We start from the raw sequence: 23,357 nt of genomic DNA, 5'->3' as shown, positions 1-23,357 counted from the left end.
TTGCTGACCGTGTCGGCGTTGGTGCCAACTGTGACGCTCACCGCGACGCGGGCTGCCGGCGCGGGCGGGCGTTCGCCAGGCCACCCCGCGATGCTCGAGGCGGGCCGGCAAGCCGTACCCCGCAGGCGCGTCGAGAATTCATCCCGGACGTCACCTGCGGGGTCGGCGTCGGCTCAGCTCGCGCTGGGTGCCGGAGCTGTCGACTTGACGGTCTGCTGCGCGACGACGCCGGTCGACTGACCGCACAGCCACGCGAGACGGTCGATGATCTTGTCTGGGTCTTCGAACGGGTCCAGCGTGGTGATCTCGATGGGATCGAGTGGGGGCACTGCCACGTGCGAGATGAGCGGGTGCAGCGGGCGAAGGTCCCGCTCGCCAGCACCGATCAGAGCCTCGTGGAGTTTCTCGCCCGGCCGGAGCCCGGTGTAGACGATCTGGACCGGCCCCGGCGCCTGGCTCGCCAACTGGCGAGCGATGTCGTCGATCCGTACCGGCTCGCCCATGTCGAGGACGAGCGCCTCGCCGTCGCGGCCGATGCCGGCGGCCTGGAGCACCAGGTGCACCGCTTCCTGCACTGTCATCAGGTAGCGCGTCACGTCGGGGTGAGTGACAGTGATCGGCAGTCCCGCCTCGATCTGGGCCCGGAACGCCGTGACCACCGACCCTCGGCTGGACAGGACGTTGCCGAAGCGGACGCTGAGGAACGTGCCGCCGTGCGTCGCGGCGGCGTTCGCTGTCAACCGCTCCGTGATCCGCTTGGAGTAGCCGAGAACGCTGACCGGGTCGGCGGCCTTGTCGGTCGAGATGTTGACGAACCTCGCCACGTCGCGGCAGGCGTTGAGCACCGTCTGCGTGCCGAACACGTTCGTCTTGACCGCCTCGCCCGGGTGGCGTTGCAGCAGTGTCAGGTGTTTCAGGGCCGCCGCGTGGAACACGATGTCGGGTCGGCGTTCCGCCATCACGCGCCGGATCCGTTCCTCGTCGCGCAGGTCGGCGAGAATCAGCTCGGGACTGTCCAACATCGCGCGACCCGACATCGACAGTTGCAGGGCGTGCAGGGCCGACTCGTCGCGGTCGAGCATCATCAGCTCGCCCGGATCGGCCCGCATGATCTGGCGGCACAGCTCGGAGCCGATCGACCCACCGGCGCCGGTCACCAGGATCCGGCGTCCGCGCAGCTGGGACTCCGCATCCCGGAGGTCGCCGATCACCTGTCGTCGTCCGAGTAGGTCCGCCATGTCCGGGTCGCGAACGTCGTTGACGGTGATCCGATGGTCGACCAGTTCCCGTACCGAAGGAAGGATCTTGAACGTCGCTCCGGTCTTCAGCGTGCTTTCGCGGACCTCGTTGATCAGCTCGGAGTCGGCGTTGGCGGCGGAAAAGATCACCATCTTCGCGCCGGTACGCCGCACGACAGTGTCGATGTCAGCGCGAGAGCCGAGCACGCGCACGCCCCCCAGCGACAGGTGGCGTTTCTGCGGGTCGTCATCGATCATGCCGACCGGCAGGAACTGTCCTGCCGGATCGCTCAGCATGGCCCGCAGGAGCCCCTGACCGGCCGAGCCCGCGCCGAAGAGCAGGACCGGTTCCGCTCGGCCGGCGTCCGGGCGCAACGTCCGGTCGCTGCGGCTGCGGTACGCCAGGCGGGTGCCGAGCATGACGGCCAGCGCGATCGCCGCGCCGACGAGTGGCGTGCTCGCGGGCACCGGCCGGGACGTCATGGGCACGAGGGCGATCAGCAGGAGCACGCCGGTGGTCAGGGCCGTGTTGGCGAGCCCCTGCATCTCCTCGACGCTGCCCAGGGGATGCCGGCCGGACAGGTTGCGGCGAACGGCGGACACTGCGACGTGCGCGACCGCGGCGACCACTCCCATGCCGATCGCGCGGGCCAGGGCGGGGCCGGTGAGCGAGAACTCGAAGCGCACCCACGCGGCGACGGCGAAACCCGCGATCCAGGCGAGGGCGTCCCCTGCGAGGAGGCCGCCGGCCAGGCGGAGGTTGCGATGCGACCGACCGAGGCGTGTGGACTCGCTGGGGCTTGTCCCCAAAAGTTGCATGTGGAAACTCCTGCTGCGATAGCGGCCCATCCGGGGGAAACCACCAAATGGTCTTATTTACGTCCTACCAAAACTAATCACTTTATGACTGGTTTTTAGCTGATTACGACGTTTGTCCGGCTGCTGACCTGGCCGACTGTCGTGGCACCACCGCCCCCCGCAGCACGTCCTCGAACCGTTCGAACAGCAGGTCGCGGTCGAACTCGTTGGCCGCGACCTGCCGCGCCGCGGCCCGCGCTGTGGCGGTCCTGGCCGGATCGCTGAGGAACGCGCCCACGAGCGTCGCCGCGGCGGCGGGATCTCCCGCGGGCAGCACGAGTCCGGCACCGCTGCGGCGCAGGATGTCGGCGATCCACCCCTCGTGGTTGACCGCTACCGGTCGACCGGCGGCCCACCCGTCGAAGACCTTGTTTGCCGAGTTGGCGTGCAACGCGGGCTCGTCGCGCACCGTCGAGACGGCGAGATCGCACGCACCGAAGAACGCCACCACCTCGGCCTTCGGCACCTGGTCGAACATGAACAGGTTCCGGTCCAGGACGTCGGACGCGGCTGCCTGTGCGCGCACCTGCGCCGTCTCCGCGCCCTGCCCGACGACAGCGATCCGCACGTCCGGGTGGTCACGACGCAGCGTCGCGGCCATCCGCACCAGATAACCCACGTCGTTGACGAAACCGAGCGTCCCCGCGTAGAGGATCAGAGGACGGTCGCCCAACCACTGCGTGCGATCCCGTAGCGCTCGGCCGGCAGCGTCCGCGTCGGCGAACAACTGACGGTCGCAGCCGTTGGGAATGACTGTCACCGCGGCCTCGGGGTGCCGCGCCCGAACGCCCGCCGCCATTCCCGGCGACAGCGCCAGGATGTGCGCGGCGTTGCGGTAGGCCCACCCCTCCAGACCGGTGGCAGCGCGCCGCGTCAGCGGCGACCGCAGCGCGCCCAGCGCGATCGGCACCTCCGGCCAGAGATCGCGTACCTCCAGCACCATCGGCGTCCGGCGGCGGCGGGCGGAGTAGACAGCGGGCAACGCGATGGTCAGCGGCGTGCTGGTAGCGAAGACGACGTCCTGCTCCAGCGACGCCGCTCGCGGAGCTGCCAACCGGGCGAACTGCCCGAAGGCCGAGAGCCGCTCTCGTAAGGACATCGCGTTGCGATAGGGGACGGCCGCCCAGTGCACCACCACACCCGCCTCCACTGTGGTCCGCCAGGTCTTCGCGGCGCCCGACGAGGACTCGGTGTCGCTGGTTACCACGTGCACGTCGTGGCCGTTACGGACCAGACGCCGGGCGAACTCGTAGGACCGGGTGCCACCGGACATGGCCGGTGTGCGGAAGTACTGGTGCAGGTAGACGATCCTCACCGGGCCACCCCGTCCCGACGTTGTCCGGCGCGGTCGGCGCTCAGCCGCCGGTAGAACTCCTGCACGACGGAGACCTGGCGGGACCAGGACTCCGACGTCTCGATGAAGCGCCGGTTGTGCTGTTGCAGAGTCGGCTCCAGCGGGCGGGCGGCCATGAGCTGTTCCGCCAGCGCGGCCTCCAACGGCCCGGTGAGGATGTCGGCCGCCATGCCGTCCTCGACCATCTCGCGATACGGCGGCAGGTCCGCGAGCAGCAGCCGGCAACCGGCGAGCGCCGCCTCCAGCACCGTGCAACTGCGCTGGTCGAAGCGAGGAACCGAGATGCTCACCTCGCTCGCCCGCATCAGCCGGAAGGTGTCCTCCGGTGTCAGTGACCGGTCCACCACCGTGACTCGTCCGGGTAGGTTCGCGGCGAGTTCGTGGGCTTCGGTGACGCACCGCCGCTGCGCCTGAGCGGCCGCCGCCTCGGCGGGACGGTGCCCGGCCAGGACGACGAGGTGAAGGTCGGGACGAGCGGCGGCCACCCGGGCGAACGCCCGCAGCACCTCGGACGTGCGATAGACGGGACCGGCCGTCCGGGCGGCGAACAGCACCGTCGCGTCGGCCGGGATGCCGAATTCGGCCCGCACCGACGCCGGCGTCACGGTGTCGCGGAGCGCGAACAGCTTGTCGTCCACGCCCCACGACACGGTGCGGCTGCGATCCGCCGGTATCCGGTAGCGCTCGATGATCTCCGTGCGGACCGACTCCGCGGTGGGGAGAACGAGGTCGGAGCGGCGCAGGGCGGCCCGGGCGACCCATCGGCGGACCCGGGACCGACGCGCGGACTGAAGGTCGACCCCCCAGGGCGTGACCACCCGGGCGGGTCGGCGCGAGGCCAGCAGCGACAGCAGACCCGCCATCCCCACCGAGTGCACGTGCAGCACGTCGGGGCGGGCCTCGCGCGTCTGCCGGCGCAGCCACCAGCCGGCGGCGGCGAGCTGCCACACCGCCCCCCACCGCCCGTTGCGGGTCCGGCCGGTCCCGGGCGCCACGCGCAGTTCGACGCCGTCGATCGGCTCCGCGTCGATCCAGCTGACGGCGATGACCGGATGACCGCGTTCCGCCAGCGCGACCGCCCACTTGCGGGCGTGCAGCGAGCTCGCGCCGCAGAGCAACATCACGGACGGAAGGACGGGGGCGGCGGCCGAGCCCGGGACGGCCCGCTGCCGGCGCGGCTGGTCGTGGCTGTCGACCCTCGGTGTGTCGGGACGCGTCGCGGTCACCTTCGTCTCCTTCATGATCACGTCAGGACCTTGTCGGCGGTGGACCGTCCGCGGCGCACGCCGTAGCCGCTCTGGCCGGGCGTCCAGGCCGGTCGGGTCCGCACGGAGTGCTTCGGTCCGGCGGGACGCCTGTCGGTCGCGGGCTCCGGCTCGGCCTGCGAGCGGGCTGTGGCAACGGCCAGGAGGAGCACGAACGGGATGAGCACCGGCAGGGTGAGCAGCGGCTCCCCGAAGAGGCTGCATCCCCCGATCGCGGCCATGCCGAGCACTGCCGCCTCCGCGGTCTGGTCGCCGGCGAGCAGGCGTCGGCGGGCCTGGCGGATCACGATGAACAGGAGGCCGCCCACCAGGAGGACGCCGACCAACCCGGTCTGGGCCAGCACCGTGAGGTAGGTGTTGTGGGCGTGGTTGAGGCTGTCGAGCTGGACGTCGACAGCGGCCACCGTGACCTCGGGCTGGAAGTACTCGGGCAGGTGGGCCCGGAAGTTCTGGAAGCCCACGCCGGCGAGAGGGTGGTCGGCGGCCATCCGCAGGGCACTGAGCCACAGGTCGAGACGTACGCTGCTGGAGCTGTCCAGTCGGCCGTCCACAGTGGTGTACGCGATCCGCTCGGCCACCTGATCCGGCACCAGTTGAACCCCGGTCAGGCCGATGGTGAGGACGGCGACCATGCCGGTGAGGGCCAGGGCCACCGTGCGTCGTCGCTGGATCACGAAGCAGAGCAGGAGCAGCGCTCCGCCGATGTACGTCGAACGGCTGTATGACAGCACCACGCTGACGACAACGGCGGCGATCCCCGCGACCGTCAACACGCGGGCCGTGCCCGACACGCCCGGTCGCAGCCTGGCCAGCAACACCGCCAGCGCCAGCAGCAACATTGGCCCCCACGCGTTGTGGTTCAGGCTGCTCAGGGATTCGGCGAGGGCCGGGTTCTCCTCGGCAAGCACCGGTGTACCGATCAGGGCGAGTGCGGCATGGAACAGGCCGACGCCGGTCGCCGCGACCGCGAACACGAGCAGGACGGACCGTGAGCGGGCTCGGGCGGTGTCGATCAGCGGTATGCAGGCCAGGGGTATCGCGATCGCGGCGACCGACCGGAAGGCCTGGTTGGGTTGGCCACCGACCGTCACGCCGAGAGCGAGGACGCAGGTCAGGCCAGCCACGATGAGGACGGCGGGGGTGCTGCGGCGGGTCGTACGGCCGCGGAGCAACGTGCCGAGCAGGGTGCAGAGGATCAGCGCCAGCAACGGTGTGGTGCTGCTTGCCGCCGGGGCGATGGGCAGTTGCGACGCGGGCACCGCCAGCGCGATGCAGTAGAGGCCGAAGCCGGGCAGGGTGATGACGAGCACCACCACGGCGAGAGCGGCCAGCCGAAGCAGGAGCGACGTGTCCTGCACCGCCACCACACCGGCCGTCACGCCGGCGACGAGCACGCCGGCTGCTCTTCCCCACGCCGGCAGCAGGGAGTCGCGGTCCCGTGTCGTTGGCCTCGAGTGCCGGCCGCCGCGTTCAGTCGTCATTGTGGTCGGACCGTTTCTCCGGCCCTGGACAGGCCGGTGATCGAGGAAGGCCCAGCCGACGACCAGGCCGTAGAGGACGTATCCGGCCGACACGGCGAGGCCCGCGCCGAGCGTGCCGAAGCGTGGGATCAGGACGACCATGGCGAGCAGCCCGCCGATGGCGGCGCTCACGGCAGCCAGGGTCGGCGGCCCCGGACGGTCGACGGCCGTCAGGTAGCTCTGCGCGGTGCGGGCTACCGCGAGCACGACGAGGCCGGGCAGCATCGCCCAGAGCACCGGTACGGCCTCGGCGAACTGCGGGCCGAAGAGCAGCGGGAAGGCCAGCGGCGCGACAGCTGCCAGCAGTCCCGCCCCGACGGCGGTGATGAGCAGTGTCTGCACCGACATCCGACGGACCGTGTGCCAGTCGGCACCGCCGTGTGCGAGCGCCGGCACCAGGATGAGGCTGAGCGCCACCGGGAGCACCAGGAGCATCTCGGCGAACGGCACCGCCACCGAGTAGACGCCGACGGCGCCCGCACCGGCCACCAGGTGGATGGCGGGAACCTGGCTGCGCACCATCGCGAACTGGGCCAGGTTGGGTGCGTACACCCGGCGGGCGAACGCCCGGTAGGCGGCCGAGTCCTGGGGTGTGCCGGGGTCGCGGCTCAACGGCAGAGCGCGGACGAGCAGCACCGTCGCGGCGCACACCTGGCCCACGAGGTACGCGCCGATGACGGTGTCGGTGTCCGCGCGGTCGGTCACCGTCAGGGCGACGAGCAGCAGGCCGTAGACGAGCAGTCCTCCGATGACTGTCCAGTTGTAGACCGAGGCGCGACTGCGGCCGATCTCGGCCGTGCCGAGCAGCGAGGAGAGCAGCACCACGGGGCCGAGGCTGAGCGCGAGGGCGAAGGTGACCGGGTCGAGCCCGACCCGAACGGTTGGCCCGACCACCAGCGCCAGCGCCCCCCAGGCGGCTGCCACGCCGACTCCCACCGTTGCGACGTGGCGCAGACTCCACCACACGGTTCGCCGATGGGCGGCGACCGAAGCCCCCGCGTAGCGGAGGTTGGCCGTCTCCATTCCCACTGTGAGGAGCGCTCCGAAGATCGCCGCGCAGGCGAGCACGACCGCCACCACGCCCCGGTCGTGCGGGCCGAGGACCCGGGCCGCCAACACGCCGGTCGCCAGGCTGATGGCCAGGAGCACGACCCTGGTCCCGACGGACCCGGCGGCGGCGGCCGACACACTCTGCTCCGAGACCCGCGCCGAAGCGCCCGGATCGGTGGTGGGTCGGCCGCTGTCGGCGAGGTCCCGGCCGCTGGTCACCGCCGGCCCGGCGTCGGCACCGGGGCTGGCGCCCGGACCGAGGGGCGGCCTCGCGGCCGTCACCGGGCCGCCTCGGGTAGGCGTCCGGCCTGCGGCAGTGGACGACGGTCGAGCGCCGCCCGGTAGATCGCCTCGACGTCGGCGACCGTCCGTTCGATGTCGAACAGGTCCAGACAGCGGCTGCGCCCGAGCCGAGCCATGGCAGCCCGCCGCTGAGGGTCCTCCAACAGGTCGGCGACGGCGTCGGCCAGCGCGTCCGGGTCTGCCGGAGGCACCAACAGGCCGCTCTCGCCATGTTGCACGGTGTCGGGCAACCCGCCGACGTCGCTGGCCACCACGCCCCGCTCCATCAGCAGCGCCTCGATGGTGGCGTACGACGCGGACTCCTCGAGCGACGGTGTGACCGCCACGTCGAGACCGGCCAGAACGGTCTGCACGTCGCTCCGGCGACCGGTGAAGTGCACGCGCTCGGCCACTCCCAGCCGGACGGCGCGTTCCTCCAGCTCACGCCGGTAGCCCACGTCACCGGTGAACTCGTCGCCGACGACGAAGAGGTGGGCGGCCGGCACCCGGTCCAGCAGGCGCGGGGCCGCGTCGAGGAAGACCTCGTGGCCCTTGAAACCAATGTCCTGGAACGCCTGGAGTCGGCTGCGGTACATGTGCGCGAGCATTCCGACGGTGGGGGTGCCGGCGGCCAGCCCGAACTCCGCCCGGAAGGACTCCCCACTCGCTGTCGGGTCGAGCCGGTGCACGTCGCACCCGTAGTGACTGACCGTCACCGCCCGCGCACCCAAGCGTCGGTACTGTTCGGCGAACGCGTGGCACGACCCGATCAGGACGTCCACCCGGCGCACTGTCGCGCGGTCGATGCGGTTGAACATCGGGCTGCGCAGGTGGACGACGCCAGCGATCTGGTTGACCAGCAGCGGTCGGCGGGCGGCCAGACTGGCCAACCGGCAGAAGATGTTCGCCTTCACCAGATGGCCGTGCACCACATCGGGGTCGAAGCGCCGGACCAGGCGGACGAGACGCAGTTGTGCCGCCGCGACCCGGGGGAGCTGCCCCGGGCGCCAACCTGACATCGACACGATCTCGGTGCGGACCCCGGCCGTCCGGAGGCGGTCGGTGAGCGGACCTTCGCCCGGTACGACAGCGCAGACGTCGTGCCCCAGCCGCGCCAACCCGGTCACCTGGTCGTAGAACCAGTCACCGCCGACGGCTGTGCTCGTCACCTGGAGAACGCGCAGTGGCCTGTTGCTGGCACCGCGGCGGTTTGTGCTCACGTCCTGCTCCTCGTGCCGGACCACAGGGGCGCGCGGCGTCGGTGTCGATCCCGTCTGGTCTCGGTCAGTGCTGGTCAGCGCGCTGGTACGCCCTTGACCACGGCATCGGCGGGAACGTCTCTGGTCACGCAGGCGCCCGCGCCGACGGTGGCGTCGCGACCGATCCGCAGCCCCTGGAGCACCGCGGCGGTGGTGCCGATCAGCACTGCCTCGCCGAGGTGGCAGTCGCCCGAGACGGCAGCGAGTGGATTCACCGAGACGAAGTCGGCGAGAGCGCTGTCGTGGCCGACCGTCGCGTTCTGGTTGAGATGCACGTGCCGGCCGATGGCCACGTTGGTGGTGACCCGGGCCCCGGCGAACGCCACGAACCCGCTGCCGTGTTCCGTGTCCGGCCCGACCGTCGCGGCCGGGTGGATGAGGCTGGTCGCCGGCGTGCCGTAGGCGTCGACGCGCTGGGCCACTGCCCGTCGGGTCCGAGGGTCCCCGATGCCGATGACGTGATGGGTGTCGGCAGGGGCGTCGCGCAGCCACGGCAGCCCGCCGAGGTACGCGACGTCCAGTTTCTGCACCCGTTTGAGGTTCTCCTCGCTGGGTCGGTCGTCGACGAAGCCGACCAGGTGCCATCGCGGCCGGCCCGCGGCGGCGTTCATCGCTCGGGCGATGCTCAGCGCCTCGCGTCCGTGGCCACCGCAGCCGACGATCACCAGTGGAGTCGTCATGCCGCCCGCACCCCGCTGTGGCTGGTCAGGAACTCGTCGATCGCCTCGAAGACGCGCCCGACCTGGTGCTCGGTCAGGGCGCTGCCACTGGGCAGGGCGAGTCCGTGGGTGAAGAGTCGGTCGGAGGCCCCGGTGAGCAGACTTTCGGCGCCGGCGAAGACGGGCTGGCGGTGCATCGGATTCCAGACGGGCCGCGTCTCGATGCTCCGCCCCGCGAGGTGGGCTGCCAGGTCGGCGGCCCGCCAGCCGCAGTGCTCCTCGTCCACTGTGATGACGGTGAGCCAGCAGTTCGAGTCGGTGTCCTCGACGCCGACCAACTCGACACCGGGCACCGGTGCGAACACCTTGGCGTACTGGTCACGTAGCTGACGGCGGCGGGCGATCATCCCGTCGAGCCGGACCAACTGGGCCCGGCCGAGCGCGGCCAGGAGGTTGCTCAGCCGGTAGTTGTAGCCGGTCTCGCGGTGCTCGTAGTGCGGCGTCGGTTCCCGCGCCTGCGTGGCGAGGTGGCGGGCCTTGGCGAGCAGTGCCGCGTCGTCGGAGACGAGCATCCCACCGCCGGAGGTGGTCATGATCTTGTTGCCGTTGAAGGAGAGCGCCGCGACCTGCCCGAAGGACCCGGCCGGGCGGCCTCGATGGTGCGAGCCGAGCGCCTCGGCGGCGTCCTCGACCAGCGGGATACCGGCCTCGGCGCAGAGCGGGACGAGTCGGGTGTAGTCGACGCAGCTGCCGAACATGTCGACCGGCACGACAGCGCCGACCCGCTCGCCGCGGGACCGCAGCCGTCGCACCAGGTCGTCGACGAGACCCACGTCGACGTTGCCGGTACGGGGATCACAGTCGACGAAGACCGGACGGGCCCCGGTGTAGCGGACCGCGTTGGCGGTGGCGATGAAGGTCAGCGTGGGCACGATGACCACGTCGCCTGGTCCGACGCCGACGCCGAGCAGCGCCAGGTGCAGGGCGGCCGTCCCGGAGTTGACGGCGACGGCCCCGCCGGTGCCCACCCGCTCGGCGACGTCGTGTTCGAACGCCTGGAGATCGGGGCCGACCGGGGCAACCCACCCCGAGCGGAGGGCGGCGACCAGGTACGACTCCTCCAGCGGCCCGACGTCCGGCGGGGACAGGTAGACGGTTTCACTCATCGGGCGCCGCCCGAGCCTGTGGTCGCGGTGTTCGAGTCGCTGCGTGGGGGCGGCGACCAGTGCGACGTACCCATGAACTCGGGAGCCGTGACGAACCCCGCCGCGGAGATCCCCTCGCGGCGCAGCACGGTCCGCACTGTCGCGGCGAGAATCGACAGATCGGTTCTCATGTTGTGGCTGTCCACGTACCGCACGTCGAAGTCCAGCTTCTCGTCCCAGCTGAGGCTGTTGCGTCCTCGCACCTGGGCCAACCCGGTGATGCCGGGCCGCACCTCGTGTCGTCGGGCCTGGTGGGGCGAGTAGCGACCGAGGTACTCGGGCAGCAGTGGCCGTGGGCCGACCAGGCTCATGTCGCCACGCAGCACGTTCCAGAGCGTGGGCAGTTCGTCCAGGCTGCTGGCGCGCAGCCAGCGTCCGAGCGGGGTGAGTCGGTCCCGGTCGCCGAGCAGACCGAGGCTCAGGTTGGGTGGCCGCATGGTGCGGAACTTGACCATCTCGAAGGGCTGGCCGTGCAGTCCGGCGCGGCACTGGCGGAACAGCACCGGGCGACCGAGGCCCACCGCGACCAGCACCGTCACCACGATCAACGCCGGTGACGCCAGGATGAGAAGGACCGCCGCCACGACGACGTCGATGATTCGCTTACCCCGCTCCGGGCTGGTCCGGGGCAGCGACAGGTCGGCGTCGACGAGACCAGGCACCGGCACGTTGTGACCTCCCACGCGATATTTCAAAAAGGTATGTATTCGTCATACCAGGACAGACCGTGCGCCGATGCTGAATAGCGACGGTCGGTCCGCATTCCCCCGATCAACCCCGAAACCCCGTAGTCGGACACGGCCAGATCCGCGGCCTTGTGCAGCTCTTGCGGCCAATAGACCGAGCGGTAGAGTCGCGGCGGCCGGTCGGGCGAGGGAAGAACTGGCCGGTCGGGCGAGGGGGAATGACGTGTTGCACCTGAGGGTGATCGCCCCGGTGGACCGGTCGGCGGAGGTCGTCGACCTGCTCACCGCGGAGGCCGGGGTGACCCATCTGGCCGTGCTGCCCGGTGCTGCCCGGCAGCCATCGGGCGACCTGATCCTCTGTGACGTGGTGCGGGAGAGCGCCGACCGCGTACTGCGGCAGTTGCAGCGGATCGGCGTGGACACCAGCGGCGGCATCGCCGCCGAGGACGTCGAGTTGACCATCTCCGCGTCGGCCGACCGGGCGGCGGACACGGCACCGGGCAGCGGCGCGGACGCGGTGGTCTGGGACGAGATCGCCGCGAAGACCGGCGAGCAGACCGAACTGTCCGGCACCTACCTCGTGCTGATCGTGGTGGCCACCATGATCGCCGGCATCGGTGTGCTGCTGGACCAGCCGATCCTCATCGTCGGGGCGATGGTGGTCGGCCCGGAGTTCGGCCCACTCGCCGCGCTGTGCGTGGCGCTGCTGCGCCGCGAACTCGGGGTGGTCGGCCGCTCGGTGCAGGCTCTCGCGGTCGGCTTCCTGACGGCCATGGTGGCGACCGTGCTGAGCACCTGGGCGCTGACCGCCGTCGGCCTGGTCAGTCGGGAGATGCTGCTCGCCGAACGCCCGCTCACCGACTTCATCTGGCGGCCGGACGCGCTGTCCTGGGTGGTCGGGTTACTCGCCGGTGTCGCCGGCATGCTCTCGCTGACGTCGAAGAAGTCCGGCAGCCTGGTCGGCGTGCTGATCTCGGTCACCACGGTTCCGGCGGCGGCGAACGTGGCGGTAGCGGCCGCCTACGGAGTGTGGGACGAAGCGGGCGGCTCGGCGCTGCAACTGGTGATCAACCTGTCCGCGATCGTCCTTGCCGGCCTGCTCACCCTCGTGGTGCAGCAGGCGTGGTGGTGGAGCCTGGCCCGGCGGTCCCGTCGCCCAGCAGCCGGGTGAGCAGCGTCCGCAGCGGGATCGACTCACCGTCGCGGCCTCCCGCTCCGACGACCAACGGCGCCGGACTGGGCTGCGGATCGACGCCGAACAGCCGAGCCCGCAGACCGCCCGGCACGGTCAGCAGATGGAACCGGCCAGCGACGTCCACCGCCCGGGTCTCGGCCCGGTCGACGTACCAGCCGGTCAACCCGGTCCGGTAGCGCCCACGCCCGTCGTACCCCCGGGCGACCAGCCGGGTGGTGCGCAGCCCCCGCCGGGTCGCCTCGGCCACGAACCAGGCCACCAGCTCCGCCGCCTCCGCGTGCTCGGCGGCCCGCCGCCGCGCGTCCGCGTCGGCGTGCGCCCGCACCGCCTGCCGCTGCCGATCCCGCCACTCCCCGGCGTCTCGCTCACCCACGACGCCGACGGTACGCGAGCCGACTCAGTCGAGCACGGCCCGCAGCGTGTGCCGGGCGATGCCGGCCATCACCGGGTTGGTCTCGACGTAGTAGTGCAGGGCGTTGATCGCCTGCTCCAGGGCCCAGCCGCGCCCCCGCTCCCACGTCGCGTCGTCCACGCCCAGCGCCCGCCGGTACGTCTCGCGGGAACCCGCGTCGAACAGGTTCCACGCCGGCATCAGGTCCACCGCGGGGTCGCCCACACCGACCGCACCCAGATCGATGACGGCGGCCAGCCGGCCGTCACGGACCAGCAGGTTGCCCGGCATCAGGTCGCCGTGGATCCACACGTCGGCGAGGTCGTCGCGGCGTGCGTCCCGGCACCGCTCCCACACCTCGCTGAGCGCGGTCGTGTTGGTGAGCGCGCCACTGAGCGCGAGCGCGGCCCGCACGCTGTCGTCCTCGGCGGCCAGCCGCCCGCCGCGCCCGTCCCCGGACCAGACCCGCCCGCCGGTATCGATGCCGCGCAGGGCGGTCACCACGCCGGCCAGGTCCCGCGCGAAGACGTCGAGGTTGGCGATCCGGTCGGGCTGGGCCGTCTCGCCCGGAATGAACTGGTACGCCGTCCACGGCCCGGGGTAGCCGTCGCCCGGCTCGCCGAGGCCGAGCGGTTCGGGCACCGCGACCGGCAGGTTTCCGCCGAGCAGCACGGCGTGCGCCTGCTCGCGCCGCAGCTCGGCGCGCAGCTCGGGATCGGTCGAGGGGAGCAGCGGAAACCGCAGCACGATGTCCCGGCCGAGCCGGAACAGGGCGTTCACCGTGCCGGTCGAGGGGAGCGGCCGGACCGGCAGGCCCCGCCACAGCGGAAACTGCTCGGCCACCAGCGCGGAAACCACGTCCACGCTCACGTCCACCTGATCGGCGTGCATCCTCACCGCGAGATCATCACCCCGAACCTCGCGGCCAAGCGAGCGGTTTTCCCACCGCCCCCACCGCCCACGCGGGCCACCGCCCGCGGTGGGCCCGGTCGGGCTGGGTCAGGGGGTGCGGCACCCGCGCCGATCTTGCACTTTCGGTCGTCGAAATAGGCGGAATGCCAACTTATGTCGGGACAGTAAATGCAAGATCGACGGAGAAGGGCGGATCGGCTTCGTCGATCATGGAGTTGTGGTGCCGGGGCTTGGTCTTATTCGGGCGATTTGTCGCCCGACCACAACTCCATGATCGACGGGACGGGACGGGGTTTACGTGCCGAACGGGGTCAGGCCAGTCCGGCGCGGCGCAGGGCTTCGGCCATCGCGTCATTGGCTGGCGCCGGCGCGCCCTGCCGCTGCTGCCCGCCGCGACCTCCCTGCTGCCCGCCGCCACGACCGCCCTGCTGCCCGCCGCGACCGCCCTGTCCACCACGACCGCCCTGTCCGCCAGGACCGCCCTGTCCATCGCGACCGCCCTGTCCGCCGCGACCGTCCTGGCCTCCACGACCGTCCTGGCCTCCACGACCGTCCTGCTGTCCGGTGCCGCGACCACCCTGCGGGCCAGCGGATGCGCCCTGCCCACCGCGACCACCCTGCGGCGCACGCTGCGCCGGGCCGCCACGTCCCTCCTGGTCGGTCCGGCTACCACCACCACCGCCGGCCGCGGGCTCGTCGTCCAGGCGCAGGGTCAGCGAGATCCGCTTGCGGGGTACGTCCACGTCGAGCACCCGGACCTTGACCACGTCGCCGGACTTCACCACCTCGCGGGGGTCCTTCACGAAGGTCCGGGACATCGCCGAGACGTGCACCAGACCGTCCTGGTGCACCCCGACGTCGACGAACGCGCCGAACGCGGCCACGTTGGTGACCACGCCCTCCAGCACCATTCCCGTCGTCAGGTCGCTGATCTTCTCCACCCCCTCGACGAAGGTGGCGGTGCGGAACTCCGGGCGGGGGTCCCGGCCCGGCTTCTCCAACTCGGCGAGGATGTCGGTGACGGTAGGGAGGCCGAACCGGTCGTCGACGAAGTCGGTGGCCCGCAGCCCGCGCAGAATGCCGCTCTTGCCGATCACCGAGCGCAGGTCCTGCCCGGTGGTGGAGAGGATGCGGCGCACCACCGGGTACGCCTCGGGGTGCACGCTGGAGGAGTCCAACGGGTCGTCGCCACCGGGGATGCGCAGGAAGCCGGCGCACTGCTCGAACGCCTTCGGCCCGAGCCGGGCCACCTTCTTCAGCTCGGTACGCGTACGGAACGGCCCGTTGGCGTCCCGGTGCAGCACGATGTTCTCGGCCAGGCCGGCGCCGATCCCGGAGACCCGGGTCAGCAGCGGCGCGGAGGCGGTGTTGACGTCCACTCCGACCGCGTTCACGCAGTCTTCCACTACCGCGTCCAGGGAACGGGACAGCTTCACCTCGGACAGGTCGTGCTGGTACTGGCCGACGCCGATCGAGCGCGGGTCGATCTTGACCAGCTCCGCGAGGGGGTCCTGGAGGCGGCGGGCGATGGAGACCGCGCCGCGCAGCGACACGTCCATCCCGGGCAACTCCTGCGAGGCGTACGCGGAGGCGGAGTAGACCGACGCGCCGGCCTCGGAAACCATCACCTTGGTCAGGTTGAGCTGCGGATGCCGGGCGATCAGCTCACCGGCGAGCTTGTCGGTCTCACGGGAGGCCGTGCCGTTACCGATCGCGATCAGCTCCACCCCGTGCGCCCCGGCCAGCCGGGCGAGGGTCTCCACCGACGCGTCCCACTGCCGGCGCGGCTCGTGCGGATAGATCGTGTCGGTGGCGAGCACCTTGCCGGTGGCGTCCACCACTGCCACTTTCACGCCGGTCCGCAGGCCCGGGTCCAGGCCCATCGTGGGTCGGGTGCCGGCCGGCGCGGCGAGCAGCAGATCCCGCAGGTTGGTGGCGAAGACCCGGACGGCCTCCTCCTCGGCCGCCTGCCACAGCCGCATCCGCAGGTCCGCGCCGAGGTGGATGAGGATCCGGGTACGCCACGCCCAGCGGACCGTGTCGGTCAGCCAACGATCGGCCGGGCGGCCCGCGTCGGACACCCCGAACCGGCCGGCGATGGCCGCTTCGTACCGGGTCGGGCCGGTCGGTACGGCGTCCGCCTCGCCCGCCTCCTCCGACTCCATGGTCAGGTCGAGCACGCCTTCCTTCTCGCCCCGGAACATCGCCAGGATCCGGTGTGAGGGCAGCTTCGGGTACGGCTCGGAGAACTCGAAGTAGTCGGCGAACTTCGCGCCGGCCGCCTCCTGACCCTCGCGTACCCGGGATACCAGCCGGCCTCGCGACCACATCTGCTCGCGCAGCGTGCCGATCAGGTCGGCGTCCTCCGCGAAGGTCTCGATGAGGATGGCCCGAGCGCCCTCCAGTGCGGCGGCGGCGTCGGCGACACCCTTGTCCTCATCGACGAACCCGGCGGCGGTGGCCCGCGGGTCCTGACCGGGGTCGGCCAGCAGTGTCTCGGCCAACGGCGCCAACCCGGCCTCGCGGGCGATCTGCGCACGGGTCCGCCGCTTCGGTTTGTACGGGAGGTAGATGTCCTCCAGCCGGGACTTCGAGTCGGCGGCCATGATCTGCGCTTCCAGGGCCTCGTCCAGCTTGCCCTGGCCGCGGATCGACTCCAGCACCGCGGCCCGCCGCTCGTCCAGCTCGCGCAGGTAGCGCAGCCGCTCCTCCAGGGTGCGCAGCTGGGTGTCGTCGAGCAGGCCGGTGGCCTCCTTGCGGTAGCGGGCGATGAACGGCACTGTGGCGCCGCCGTCGAGCAGCTCCACGGCCGCCCGCACCTGACGCTCGGCCACGCCGAGCTCGTCGGCGATCCGCTGATGAACAGACTGGGTCACGATCTCGATCCGCCTTCGGGAGTGGGTACGCCTGCATTCTGCCGGGCGCGCCCGGGTGCTGTCGCCGCGCCCGGCCGGGGCGGGGGAGCGAACCGCGGCGCCCGGCCGGGGTGACCGGCGGCGGTCCCGTCGGGCCTGCGCTAGCGTGGCGATCATGGAATCTGCTGCGGAGCCGCGCGCCCGGCGGCTCTTCGGCGGCAGCGCCCGGGCCCTCGGCGACCTCACGGCCAACCCGTTTCGTGCCGACCGGGACCGGATCGTCGGCTCGCCGTTCTTCGCCCGCCTCGGTGGTGTCACCCAGGTGATCAGCCCGGTCGGCTCGGGGCTGCTGGTGCACAACCGGCTCACCCACAGCCTCAAGGTCGCCCAGGTGGCCCGGGCGGTCGCCGAGCGGTTGAGCGCCGACGAACGGTGGCGTGACCTGCTGGACAAGCTCGGCGGCTGCGACCCCGACGTGGTGGAGGCGGCGGCGCTCGCCCACGACCTCGGCCACCCACCGTTCGGGCACCTGGGGGAGCGGGTGCTGGACCGGCTGGCCCGACAGCGTCTCGGCCTCTCCGACGGGTTCGAGGGCAACGCGCAGTCGTACCGCATCGTCACCAGCACCGAGATCCGCGGCGCCGCCACCACCGGGTTGGACCTGACCGCGGCGGTCCGCGCGGCCATGCTGAAGTACCCGTGGACCCGGCTGGATCACCCGGATCCGCACCCTCGCGCCATGGACCCGCCGCCGCGCGGCGCCACCCCGCCGCCGGACGACCCCGACAGCGGCTCCTCGAAGTTCGGCGCGTACCGGACCGAGCTGGACGACCTGCGGCAGGCCCGAGCCCCGTTCGCCGGTCGCATCCCGGACTGGCAGCAGACGGTGGAGGCGTCCGTGATGGACACCGCCGACGACATCGCGTACGCCATCCACGACGTGGAGGACTTCTACCGGGTCGGGGTGCTCCAGCAGGGCTCGGTCTCCGCTGAGTTGATGGCCTGGCAGCGCGAGAGCGGGCAACTGCGGGCGATCACCGACGCGGCGTTGGCCACGGCTGCCCGGCGACCGGGGGCGGCGATCGAGCGGCTACGCCGGCAACTGCACCGCAAGGACGCCTGGATCGCCGACGACGACGCGTTCGCCGCCGCCGTCGAGCACGTCCGCGAGGAATTGGTGGACGGGCTGCTCGCGATGCCGTTCGACGGCTCGATCGAGGCCGAGCAGTACGTGGCCCGGTTCTCCGCCCGCTGGTCCACCCGCTTCGTCGAGGCGATAACGGTCACCGAACAGCCGTCGGTGCGCTCCGGGCACGTGCTCCTGGGCTGCGCCCAGTGGCACGAGGTGCAGGTGCTCAAGTTCGTCCACCACCGGTTCGTGCTGGCCCGCCCGGACCTCGCCCTGCACCAGCGCGGCCAGGCCCGACTGCTGGGCACCCTGGTCGAGGCGCTCTGGGAGTGGCTGCTGGACCCGGAGGAGGAGTCCCGCCTCCCCCGGCGGTTGCACGATCTGGTCGAGTTGGCCGAGGCGGAGCTGCACCCGCGTACCTCGGACCGGATCGGTCGTGCCCGGGGCCGAGCCATCGTGGACTTCGTCGCGCAGCTCACCGACGGTCAGGCGGTGGCCATGCTGGACGCGCTTTCCGGCCGGTCCGGCGCGCTCTGGACCGACGCGTTCGTGCTCTGACCCGAGGTCAGGCGGCGGCCCGAGGTCAGGCGACGCGTGCTCGGCCTGACTCAGGCGACGGCCTGCCACCAACCGTCGACGGCGGGCGGCTCGTCGACCACCACCCGTTCGCCCGGCCGGGGCACGGCGAGCCGCACGTCGCGGGCCTTCGCCTCGGCCCACAGCCGGTCGACGGGCTCGGACCAGTCGTGCAGGGCCAGGTTGAACGTCGCCCAGTGCACCGGCACGAACAGCCCGCCGCGCAGGTCGAGGTGGGCGTCGACCGCCTCCTCCGGGAACATGTGGATCGTCGGCCAGGCCCTGTCGTACGCGCCGATCTGCATCAGCGTCACGTCGAACGGCCCGTGCTCGGCGCCGATCTCGGCGTACCCGTCAAAGTAGCCGGAGTCGCCGGTGTAGAAGACCTTGCGACGCGCACCGGCCACGACCCACGAACTCCAGAGCGTGCCGTCGCGGCGTAGTCCTCGTCCGGAGAAGTGCTGGGCGGCGGTGGCGGTGATCTCCAGGCCGGCCACCCGGTGCGACTCGGACCAGTCCAGCTCGATGATCCGTTCGGCGGGTACGCCCCAGCGGTCCAGGTGCGCGCCCACGCCGAGTGGCACCAGGAACGGCGCGGACTGCCCGGCGAGCAGGGCCCGCACGGTGGCCATGTCGAGGTGGTCGTAGTGGTCGTGCGAGATCAGGATGGCGTCCAGCGGGGGCAGTTCGTCGATGCCCACCGGTGGCTCGTGCAGCCGGCGTGGGCCGACGAGACCCGAGGGGGAGCACCGCTCGCTCCAGACCGGGTCGAGCAGCACCCGCCGGCCCTCGATCTCGATCAGGGTCGAGGCGTGGCCGTACCAGACGATGTTGAGCTCGTCGGCGCTGTCGGCGGCCTCCGGTCCGCCGGCGCTGGGGCGCAGCAGCGGGACGGCTGTGGTGGGACGCCGCTTCTGCTTGCCGAAGATCAGCTCGCGGACCAGGTTGCGCCCCGGTTCGGCGATCATCGTGCGGGTGCCGGCCCGGTTGTGGAAGGTCCCCTCGCGGAACTGGGGCGAGCGGGCCGCCCGCTCGGCCCGCGCCCCGCTGAGCCGGCCACCCAGCGCCGCCGGCACATCCCGGGCGACCCAGGCCAGGCCGGCCAGCGCGGCCAGGCCAGCGGCGCCCCGCATCCGCCGCCCGAGCGACCGTTCGACGTCCGTGTTCTGCGCTCGTGCCATTGCCGTCCCTCCGACGTGTCCGCCCTACACGGTAGTCACCCGGACCGACCCGTGCCTCGGTGGTGGCCACGCCGGGTCGGTCGCCGGCAGCGGCGACCGACCCGGGACGCGCTCAGGGGGTGCCCTAGCCGCCGTTGCTGGGGCGTCGGGCGGTGATCCGGAACGTCTTGCCCACGCCCGCGATCCGGTCCACGGCGGCCAGGAACTTCGGGCCCATGGCGGCCCGGGCCTGCACCGCCGGGTGGGTCGCGCCGAAGTCCTCCGGGTTGGCCTGCCCGTCGGCGAAGAGGGCGTAGGTGAGCACCGCCGCGCCGGAGCGGTCGAAGATCACGCCGGCCTCGTGCCGGGCGTCGGCGTACCAACCGGCCTTGGTGGCGATCCGGGCCCGCTCGTCGGAGGACATGGTGCGCCGGATGCCGTCGGTGAACGCCACCGGGGAGCGCAGGATGCCCAACAGGTACGTCGTCGAGGCGGGGGAGAGCAGCGTGCCAGCGACCAGGGCGCGCAGCAGGTCGTGCGTCTCCCGGGGGGTGCTGGTGCCGAGGAAGAACCGGTTCGGGTTGGCCACCGGCTGCACCTGGGTGTTCGGGAAGCCCTTGGCGACCAGGATGGAGTTGATCTCGGCGGCCGGGGCGACCAGCCCGCACAGCCGCACCGCCGTGTCGTCCGAGACGGTCAGCAGGTTGGCCAGCACGTGCCCGATGGTCACCAGGCTCGGGTACGCGCCGTCCAGGCTGAAGATGCCGTCACCGCCCGGTACGACGATCGCCGCGCTCACCTCGACCTGCTGGTCCAGGGTGAGCAGCCCCCGGTCGACCTTGTCGAGCACCGCCGTGGCGACGGCGATCTTGTTGACGCTGTACGCCTCGATCCGCCGGTCCGCGTCAGCCTCGACCGCGACCACCGGCGCACCGGCCGGGTCGGCGACGCTGACGTACGCCTGCCAGTTTCCGCCGGCCGCGACGCTGTGCTTGGTGAAGACGGAGGCGACCCGAAGGGCGGCCCGAGCAGGGGTGGTCGGCGACGCCTCGGTGGTCTCGGCGGCGCTCGCCGGGGCAGCGGCGCCCAGCACCGTGCCGGCGGTGGCCACCGTGCCCAGTCCGAGTGCCGTTCTGCGGTTCAGTCGCATGGTCAATCGTCTCCCCGATCGTGGTGTGCCTGAGCGCTTGCTGGCCCACCACCCTAGGCGAGTTGATCGACGCACGATGCCCCCGAATATGTCCCGAACAGTCCCGAACAGGTCAACCGAACCGTCGGCGCAGTGCGGCGTGCACAGCTCCGACCGGTCCGAACAGGAGTTGCCGCAGGTCGGGCAGGTGACCGCCGCGGACTGCCTCACCGGGGGGGTTCGGAGCGAAGACCGAGCCGTCGTGCGCGGCGACTGGCTGTCCACTCAGTCCCGCCGCCCGCATCAGCGGGCCGACGAGGACGTCGTAGACCCCCGGCAGCACTGTGAAGCCGGCCCGCAGCACCACGTTGAGCCGGCCCACCGAGACCTCCCGGCGGGGTCGGTCCACGCAGTCCACGATGGCCCGCGCCACCCGCTGCGGGCCGGCGACCGGCGGCGGAGGCCGCCCGATCCGGCCCAGATAGTTGGCCGCCTGCTGGTACACCGGTGTGTCCACGCTGCCCGGGTTGACCAGACACAGCCGGATCTCCGGGCTGTCACGCAACTCCTGCTGGACCGTCCGGACCAGACCCTGCAACCCCCACTTGCTCGCCACGTACGCGCTCATGTACGGCGCGGTGATGTGCCCGAGCACCGAACCGGTGAGGATCACCGTGCCGGCCCCGGTGGCCCGGAAGTGCCGCAGCGCCACCCGCGCCGAGCCGGCCGCGCCGAGCAGATCCGTCCGTACCACCTGGTCGAAGACCCGTTCCGGCAGCTCGTCGAAGCGCCCGTAGGCCATCACCGCCGCCGTGTGCACCCACACGTCGATGCGGCCGAAGCGGTCGACAGCGGCGCCCGCGAGCGCGTCCAGCGCGTCCGGCTCGGTCACGTCCGTCGGCACGGTCAGCACGTCGACGTCGGCGCACTCCGCGCGTACCTCGGCCAGGGTCGTGGTGGCGCGAGCGGCGAGGACCAGGCGGTCGCCGCGCTCGGCGAACGCCCGGGCCGTCGCCCGGCCGATCCCGCTGCTCGCGCCAACGATCACGACCACCCGGCTCACGGTGCCACTTGAATTCGTGACTGCGGGGCTCGCAACCCCGGCTCACTCCTCGCACTCATGGTTCGAGGACGACCTTGATGCAGCCGTCCTCCTTCTTCTGGAACATCTCGTACGCCTGCGGCGCCCGAACCAGCGGCACCCGGTGGGTACGCAGGTCCTCCACGCCCAGCGGGTCGTCGTCGCCGGAGAGCAGCGGCAGGATCTCGTCAGTCCACCGGCGCACGTGGCACTGCCCCATCCGCAACTGGATGCCCCTGTCGAACATCTCCATCAGCGGCATCGGGTCCGCCTCGCCGCCGTACACCCCGGAGAGCGACACGGTGCCGCCGCGACGAACCGCCTTGAGCGCGGCGTGCAGCACCGACAACCGGTCCACGCCCGCCCGGTCGGTCATCGTCTGGGCCAGCTTGTCCGGCAACAGCCCGGCGGCGGTCTGGGCCAACTTCCCCGCCGGCGAACCGTGCGCCTCCATCCCGACCGCGTCGATCACCGCGTCCGGGCCGCGCCCGTCGACCAGATCGATCAACGCGCCCGGCACGTCGGACAGCTGGCTCACGTCGAGCACCTCGATGCCGTGCCGGCGGGCCAACTCCAGTCGCTCGGGAACCAGGTCCAGCCCGATCACCCGGCCCGCGCCGAGGTGACGGCCGATCCGGGCACAGAACTGCCCGACCGGGCCCAGGCCGAAGACGGCCAGGGTGCCACCCGGTGGGGTGTCCGCGTACTTCACCGCCTGCCAGGCGGTGGGCAGAATGTCGGACAGGTAGAGGTAGCGCTCGTCCGCGCCGGTCTGCGGGATCTTGATCGGCCCGAAGTGGGCCTGCGGAACGCGCAGGTACTCGGCCTGCCCGCCCGGCACCGAACCGTAGAGCGAGGTGTAGCCGAACAGGGACGCGCCCTTGCCCTCGCTGGTGACCTGGGTGGTCTCGCACTGCGCGTAGAGCTGGCGCTGGCACATCCAGCAACTGCCGCAGGCGATGTTGAACGGCACCACCACCCGGTCGCCCGGCTTGAGCCCGGTCACCTCCGAACCGACCTCCTCGACGATGCCCATCGGCTCGTGTCCGAGCACGTCACCCGGCTTCAGGTACGGCCCGAGCACCTCGTACAGGTGCAGGTCGGAACCGCAGATCGCAGTCGAGGTGATCTTCACGATCGCATCGGTCGGCTCCTCGATCCGAGGGTCCGGGACCTCCTCGACCCGTACGTCTCGCTTGCCCTGCCAGGTGAGTGCCTTCATGTCCCTCATCCCTTCTCACTGCCGTCTCGAAAGACTGCTACCCGGGCTCAGGCACTTGAACCGGCCGCCCGTCGCTGGCCTGTGAGTGGTTGCGGTGAGGGCTGGAGGGCGACCTCTTGTCGGTTGCGCTCTTGTCGGTTGCGGTGGGGGTCTGGGGGGCGACCGTCCCCGGCTTCGGGCGGTCAGGCTTGATCCCTACGCCGGGGACGGTCGCCCCCCAGCCCGTGGGTGGCCACTGCCCGTAGCCGGCTCGACCCCATCCCGCGGTGTGCCCCGCGTCTCGGCCTGACCCGCGTCTCGGTCTGGCTCGTGTCTCGGTGTGCCCTTGCCC

Annotated in this window: 17 protein-coding genes; 2 read left to right on the top strand and 15 right to left on the bottom strand. The window is 71.8% G+C overall.

The window, feature by feature from the left end; all coding sequences use genetic code 11:
* Positions 1–173: 173 nt before the first annotated feature.
* The 8 genes from NIE111_RS22460 to NIE111_RS22425 form a co-directional block, all read right to left on the bottom strand.
* Entirely contained in the window at positions 174–2,057 is a 1,884-nt protein-coding gene (locus NIE111_RS22460; protein ID WP_238686255.1) for a nucleoside-diphosphate sugar epimerase/dehydratase, read from the bottom strand.
* Between the two features lie 103 nt (positions 2,058–2,160).
* Positions 2,161–3,411 (bottom strand): glycosyltransferase family 4 protein, encoded by a 1,251-nt coding sequence (locus NIE111_RS22455; protein ID WP_238686254.1) that lies wholly within the window; start codon positions 3,409–3,411, stop codon positions 2,161–2,163.
* On the bottom strand, positions 3,408–4,676 hold the full coding sequence (locus NIE111_RS22450; protein ID WP_238686253.1) for a glycosyltransferase family 4 protein: 1,269 nt from the start codon (positions 4,674–4,676) through the stop codon (positions 3,408–3,410). The genes NIE111_RS22455 and NIE111_RS22450 overlap by 4 nt, the downstream gene beginning before the upstream one ends.
* A gap of 17 nt (positions 4,677–4,693) precedes the next feature.
* Complete coding sequence (locus NIE111_RS32320; RefSeq protein WP_238686252.1) at positions 4,694–7,567, bottom strand: O-antigen ligase family protein; 2,874 nt, start codon at positions 7,565–7,567, stop codon at positions 4,694–4,696.
* Complete coding sequence (locus NIE111_RS22440) at positions 7,564–8,787, bottom strand: glycosyltransferase family 4 protein (protein ID WP_238686251.1); 1,224 nt, start codon at positions 8,785–8,787, stop codon at positions 7,564–7,566. Before NIE111_RS22440 ends, NIE111_RS32320 begins: the two co-directional genes overlap by 4 nt.
* A 74-nt stretch (positions 8,788–8,861) precedes the next feature.
* Positions 8,862–9,506 (bottom strand): acetyltransferase, encoded by a 645-nt coding sequence (locus tag NIE111_RS22435; protein ID WP_238686250.1) that lies wholly within the window; start codon positions 9,504–9,506, stop codon positions 8,862–8,864.
* Positions 9,503–10,651, bottom strand: a complete 1,149-nt coding sequence (locus NIE111_RS22430) for a DegT/DnrJ/EryC1/StrS family aminotransferase (protein WP_238686249.1) — start codon at positions 10,649–10,651, stop codon at positions 9,503–9,505. Before NIE111_RS22430 ends, NIE111_RS22435 begins: the two co-directional genes overlap by 4 nt.
* Positions 10,648–11,358: a sugar transferase gene (locus NIE111_RS22425; protein ID WP_308193733.1), complete on the bottom strand. Its 711-nt coding sequence runs from the start codon at positions 11,356–11,358 to the stop codon at positions 10,648–10,650. Before NIE111_RS22425 ends, NIE111_RS22430 begins: the two co-directional genes overlap by 4 nt.
* A gap of 241 nt (positions 11,359–11,599) precedes the next feature.
* On the opposite strand from NIE111_RS22425, the gene NIE111_RS22420 reads away from it, so the two are divergent.
* Positions 11,600–12,547, top strand: a complete 948-nt coding sequence (locus NIE111_RS22420) for a DUF389 domain-containing protein (RefSeq protein WP_238686248.1) — start codon at positions 11,600–11,602, stop codon at positions 12,545–12,547.
* Here the strand turns inward: NIE111_RS22420 and NIE111_RS22415 are convergent.
* The 3 genes from NIE111_RS22415 to NIE111_RS22405 all read right to left on the bottom strand — a co-directional run bounded on the left by NIE111_RS22415 (position 12,477) and on the right by NIE111_RS22405 (position 16,750).
* Positions 12,477–12,944, bottom strand: a complete 468-nt coding sequence (locus tag NIE111_RS22415; RefSeq protein WP_238686247.1) for a hypothetical protein — start codon at positions 12,942–12,944, stop codon at positions 12,477–12,479. The genes NIE111_RS22420 and NIE111_RS22415 overlap by 71 nt on opposite strands.
* A gap of 24 nt (positions 12,945–12,968) precedes the next feature.
* On the bottom strand, positions 12,969–13,853 hold the full coding sequence (locus NIE111_RS22410; RefSeq protein WP_238686601.1) for an aminoglycoside phosphotransferase family protein: 885 nt from the start codon (positions 13,851–13,853) through the stop codon (positions 12,969–12,971).
* 332 nt (positions 13,854–14,185) lie between these two features.
* Positions 14,186–16,750: a Tex family protein gene (locus tag NIE111_RS22405; protein ID WP_238686246.1), complete on the bottom strand. Its 2,565-nt coding sequence runs from the start codon at positions 16,748–16,750 to the stop codon at positions 14,186–14,188.
* Positions 16,751–16,904: 154 nt separating this feature from the next.
* On the opposite strand from NIE111_RS22405, the gene NIE111_RS22400 reads away from it, so the two are divergent.
* A complete protein-coding gene (locus tag NIE111_RS22400; protein WP_238686245.1) occupies positions 16,905–18,416 on the top strand; it encodes a deoxyguanosinetriphosphate triphosphohydrolase family protein in 1,512 nt (503 codons plus the stop codon).
* Positions 18,417–18,466: 50 nt separating this feature from the next.
* Here NIE111_RS22400 and NIE111_RS22395 read toward each other — a convergent pair whose 3' ends face one another.
* The 4 genes from NIE111_RS22395 to NIE111_RS22380 form a co-directional block, all read right to left on the bottom strand.
* A complete protein-coding gene (locus tag NIE111_RS22395) occupies positions 18,467–19,615 on the bottom strand; it encodes an MBL fold metallo-hydrolase (RefSeq protein ID WP_238686244.1) in 1,149 nt (382 codons plus the stop codon).
* A gap of 124 nt (positions 19,616–19,739) precedes the next feature.
* Positions 19,740–20,744 carry a serine hydrolase gene (locus NIE111_RS22390; RefSeq protein WP_238686243.1) on the bottom strand — a complete coding sequence of 335 codons (1,005 nt, stop codon included), beginning with the start codon at positions 20,742–20,744 and terminating at the stop codon, positions 19,740–19,742.
* A 112-nt stretch (positions 20,745–20,856) separates the two neighbouring features.
* On the bottom strand, positions 20,857–21,777 hold the full coding sequence (locus NIE111_RS22385; RefSeq protein ID WP_238686242.1) for an SDR family NAD(P)-dependent oxidoreductase: 921 nt from the start codon (positions 21,775–21,777) through the stop codon (positions 20,857–20,859).
* Between the two features lie 64 nt (positions 21,778–21,841).
* Positions 21,842–23,026 carry a zinc-dependent alcohol dehydrogenase gene (locus NIE111_RS22380; RefSeq protein WP_238686241.1) on the bottom strand — a complete coding sequence of 395 codons (1,185 nt, stop codon included), beginning with the start codon at positions 23,024–23,026 and terminating at the stop codon, positions 21,842–21,844.
* Between the last annotated feature and the right edge of the window lie 331 nt (positions 23,027–23,357).

The organism is Micromonospora hortensis (assembly GCF_022230935.1).
Classification (GTDB): Bacteria; Actinomycetota; Actinomycetes; order Mycobacteriales; family Micromonosporaceae; genus Micromonospora; species Micromonospora hortensis.
Note: the sequence above shows the minus strand (reverse complement) of the source record. Positions and strands in the feature narration are given on the sequence as shown.

Coding starts and splice junctions, on each gene's coding strand:
- NIE111_RS22410 (WP_238686601.1), bottom strand. CDS start 13,853: ATGCACGCCGATCAGGTGGACGTGAGCGTGGACGTGGTTTCCGCGCTG.
- NIE111_RS22380 (WP_238686241.1), bottom strand. CDS start 23,026: ATGAAGGCACTCACCTGGCAGGGCAAGCGAGACGTACGGGTCGAGGAG.
- NIE111_RS22400 (WP_238686245.1), top strand. CDS start 16,905: ATGGAATCTGCTGCGGAGCCGCGCGCCCGGCGGCTCTTCGGCGGCAGC.
- NIE111_RS22395 (WP_238686244.1), bottom strand. CDS start 19,615: ATGGCACGAGCGCAGAACACGGACGTCGAACGGTCGCTCGGGCGGCGG.
- NIE111_RS22430 (WP_238686249.1), bottom strand. CDS start 10,651: ATGAGTGAAACCGTCTACCTGTCCCCGCCGGACGTCGGGCCGCTGGAG.
- NIE111_RS22435 (WP_238686250.1), bottom strand. CDS start 9,506: ATGACGACTCCACTGGTGATCGTCGGCTGCGGTGGCCACGGACGCGAG.
- NIE111_RS22390 (WP_238686243.1), bottom strand. CDS start 20,744: ATGCGACTGAACCGCAGAACGGCACTCGGACTGGGCACGGTGGCCACC.
- NIE111_RS22460 (WP_238686255.1), bottom strand. CDS start 2,057: ATGCAACTTTTGGGGACAAGCCCCAGCGAGTCCACACGCCTCGGTCGG.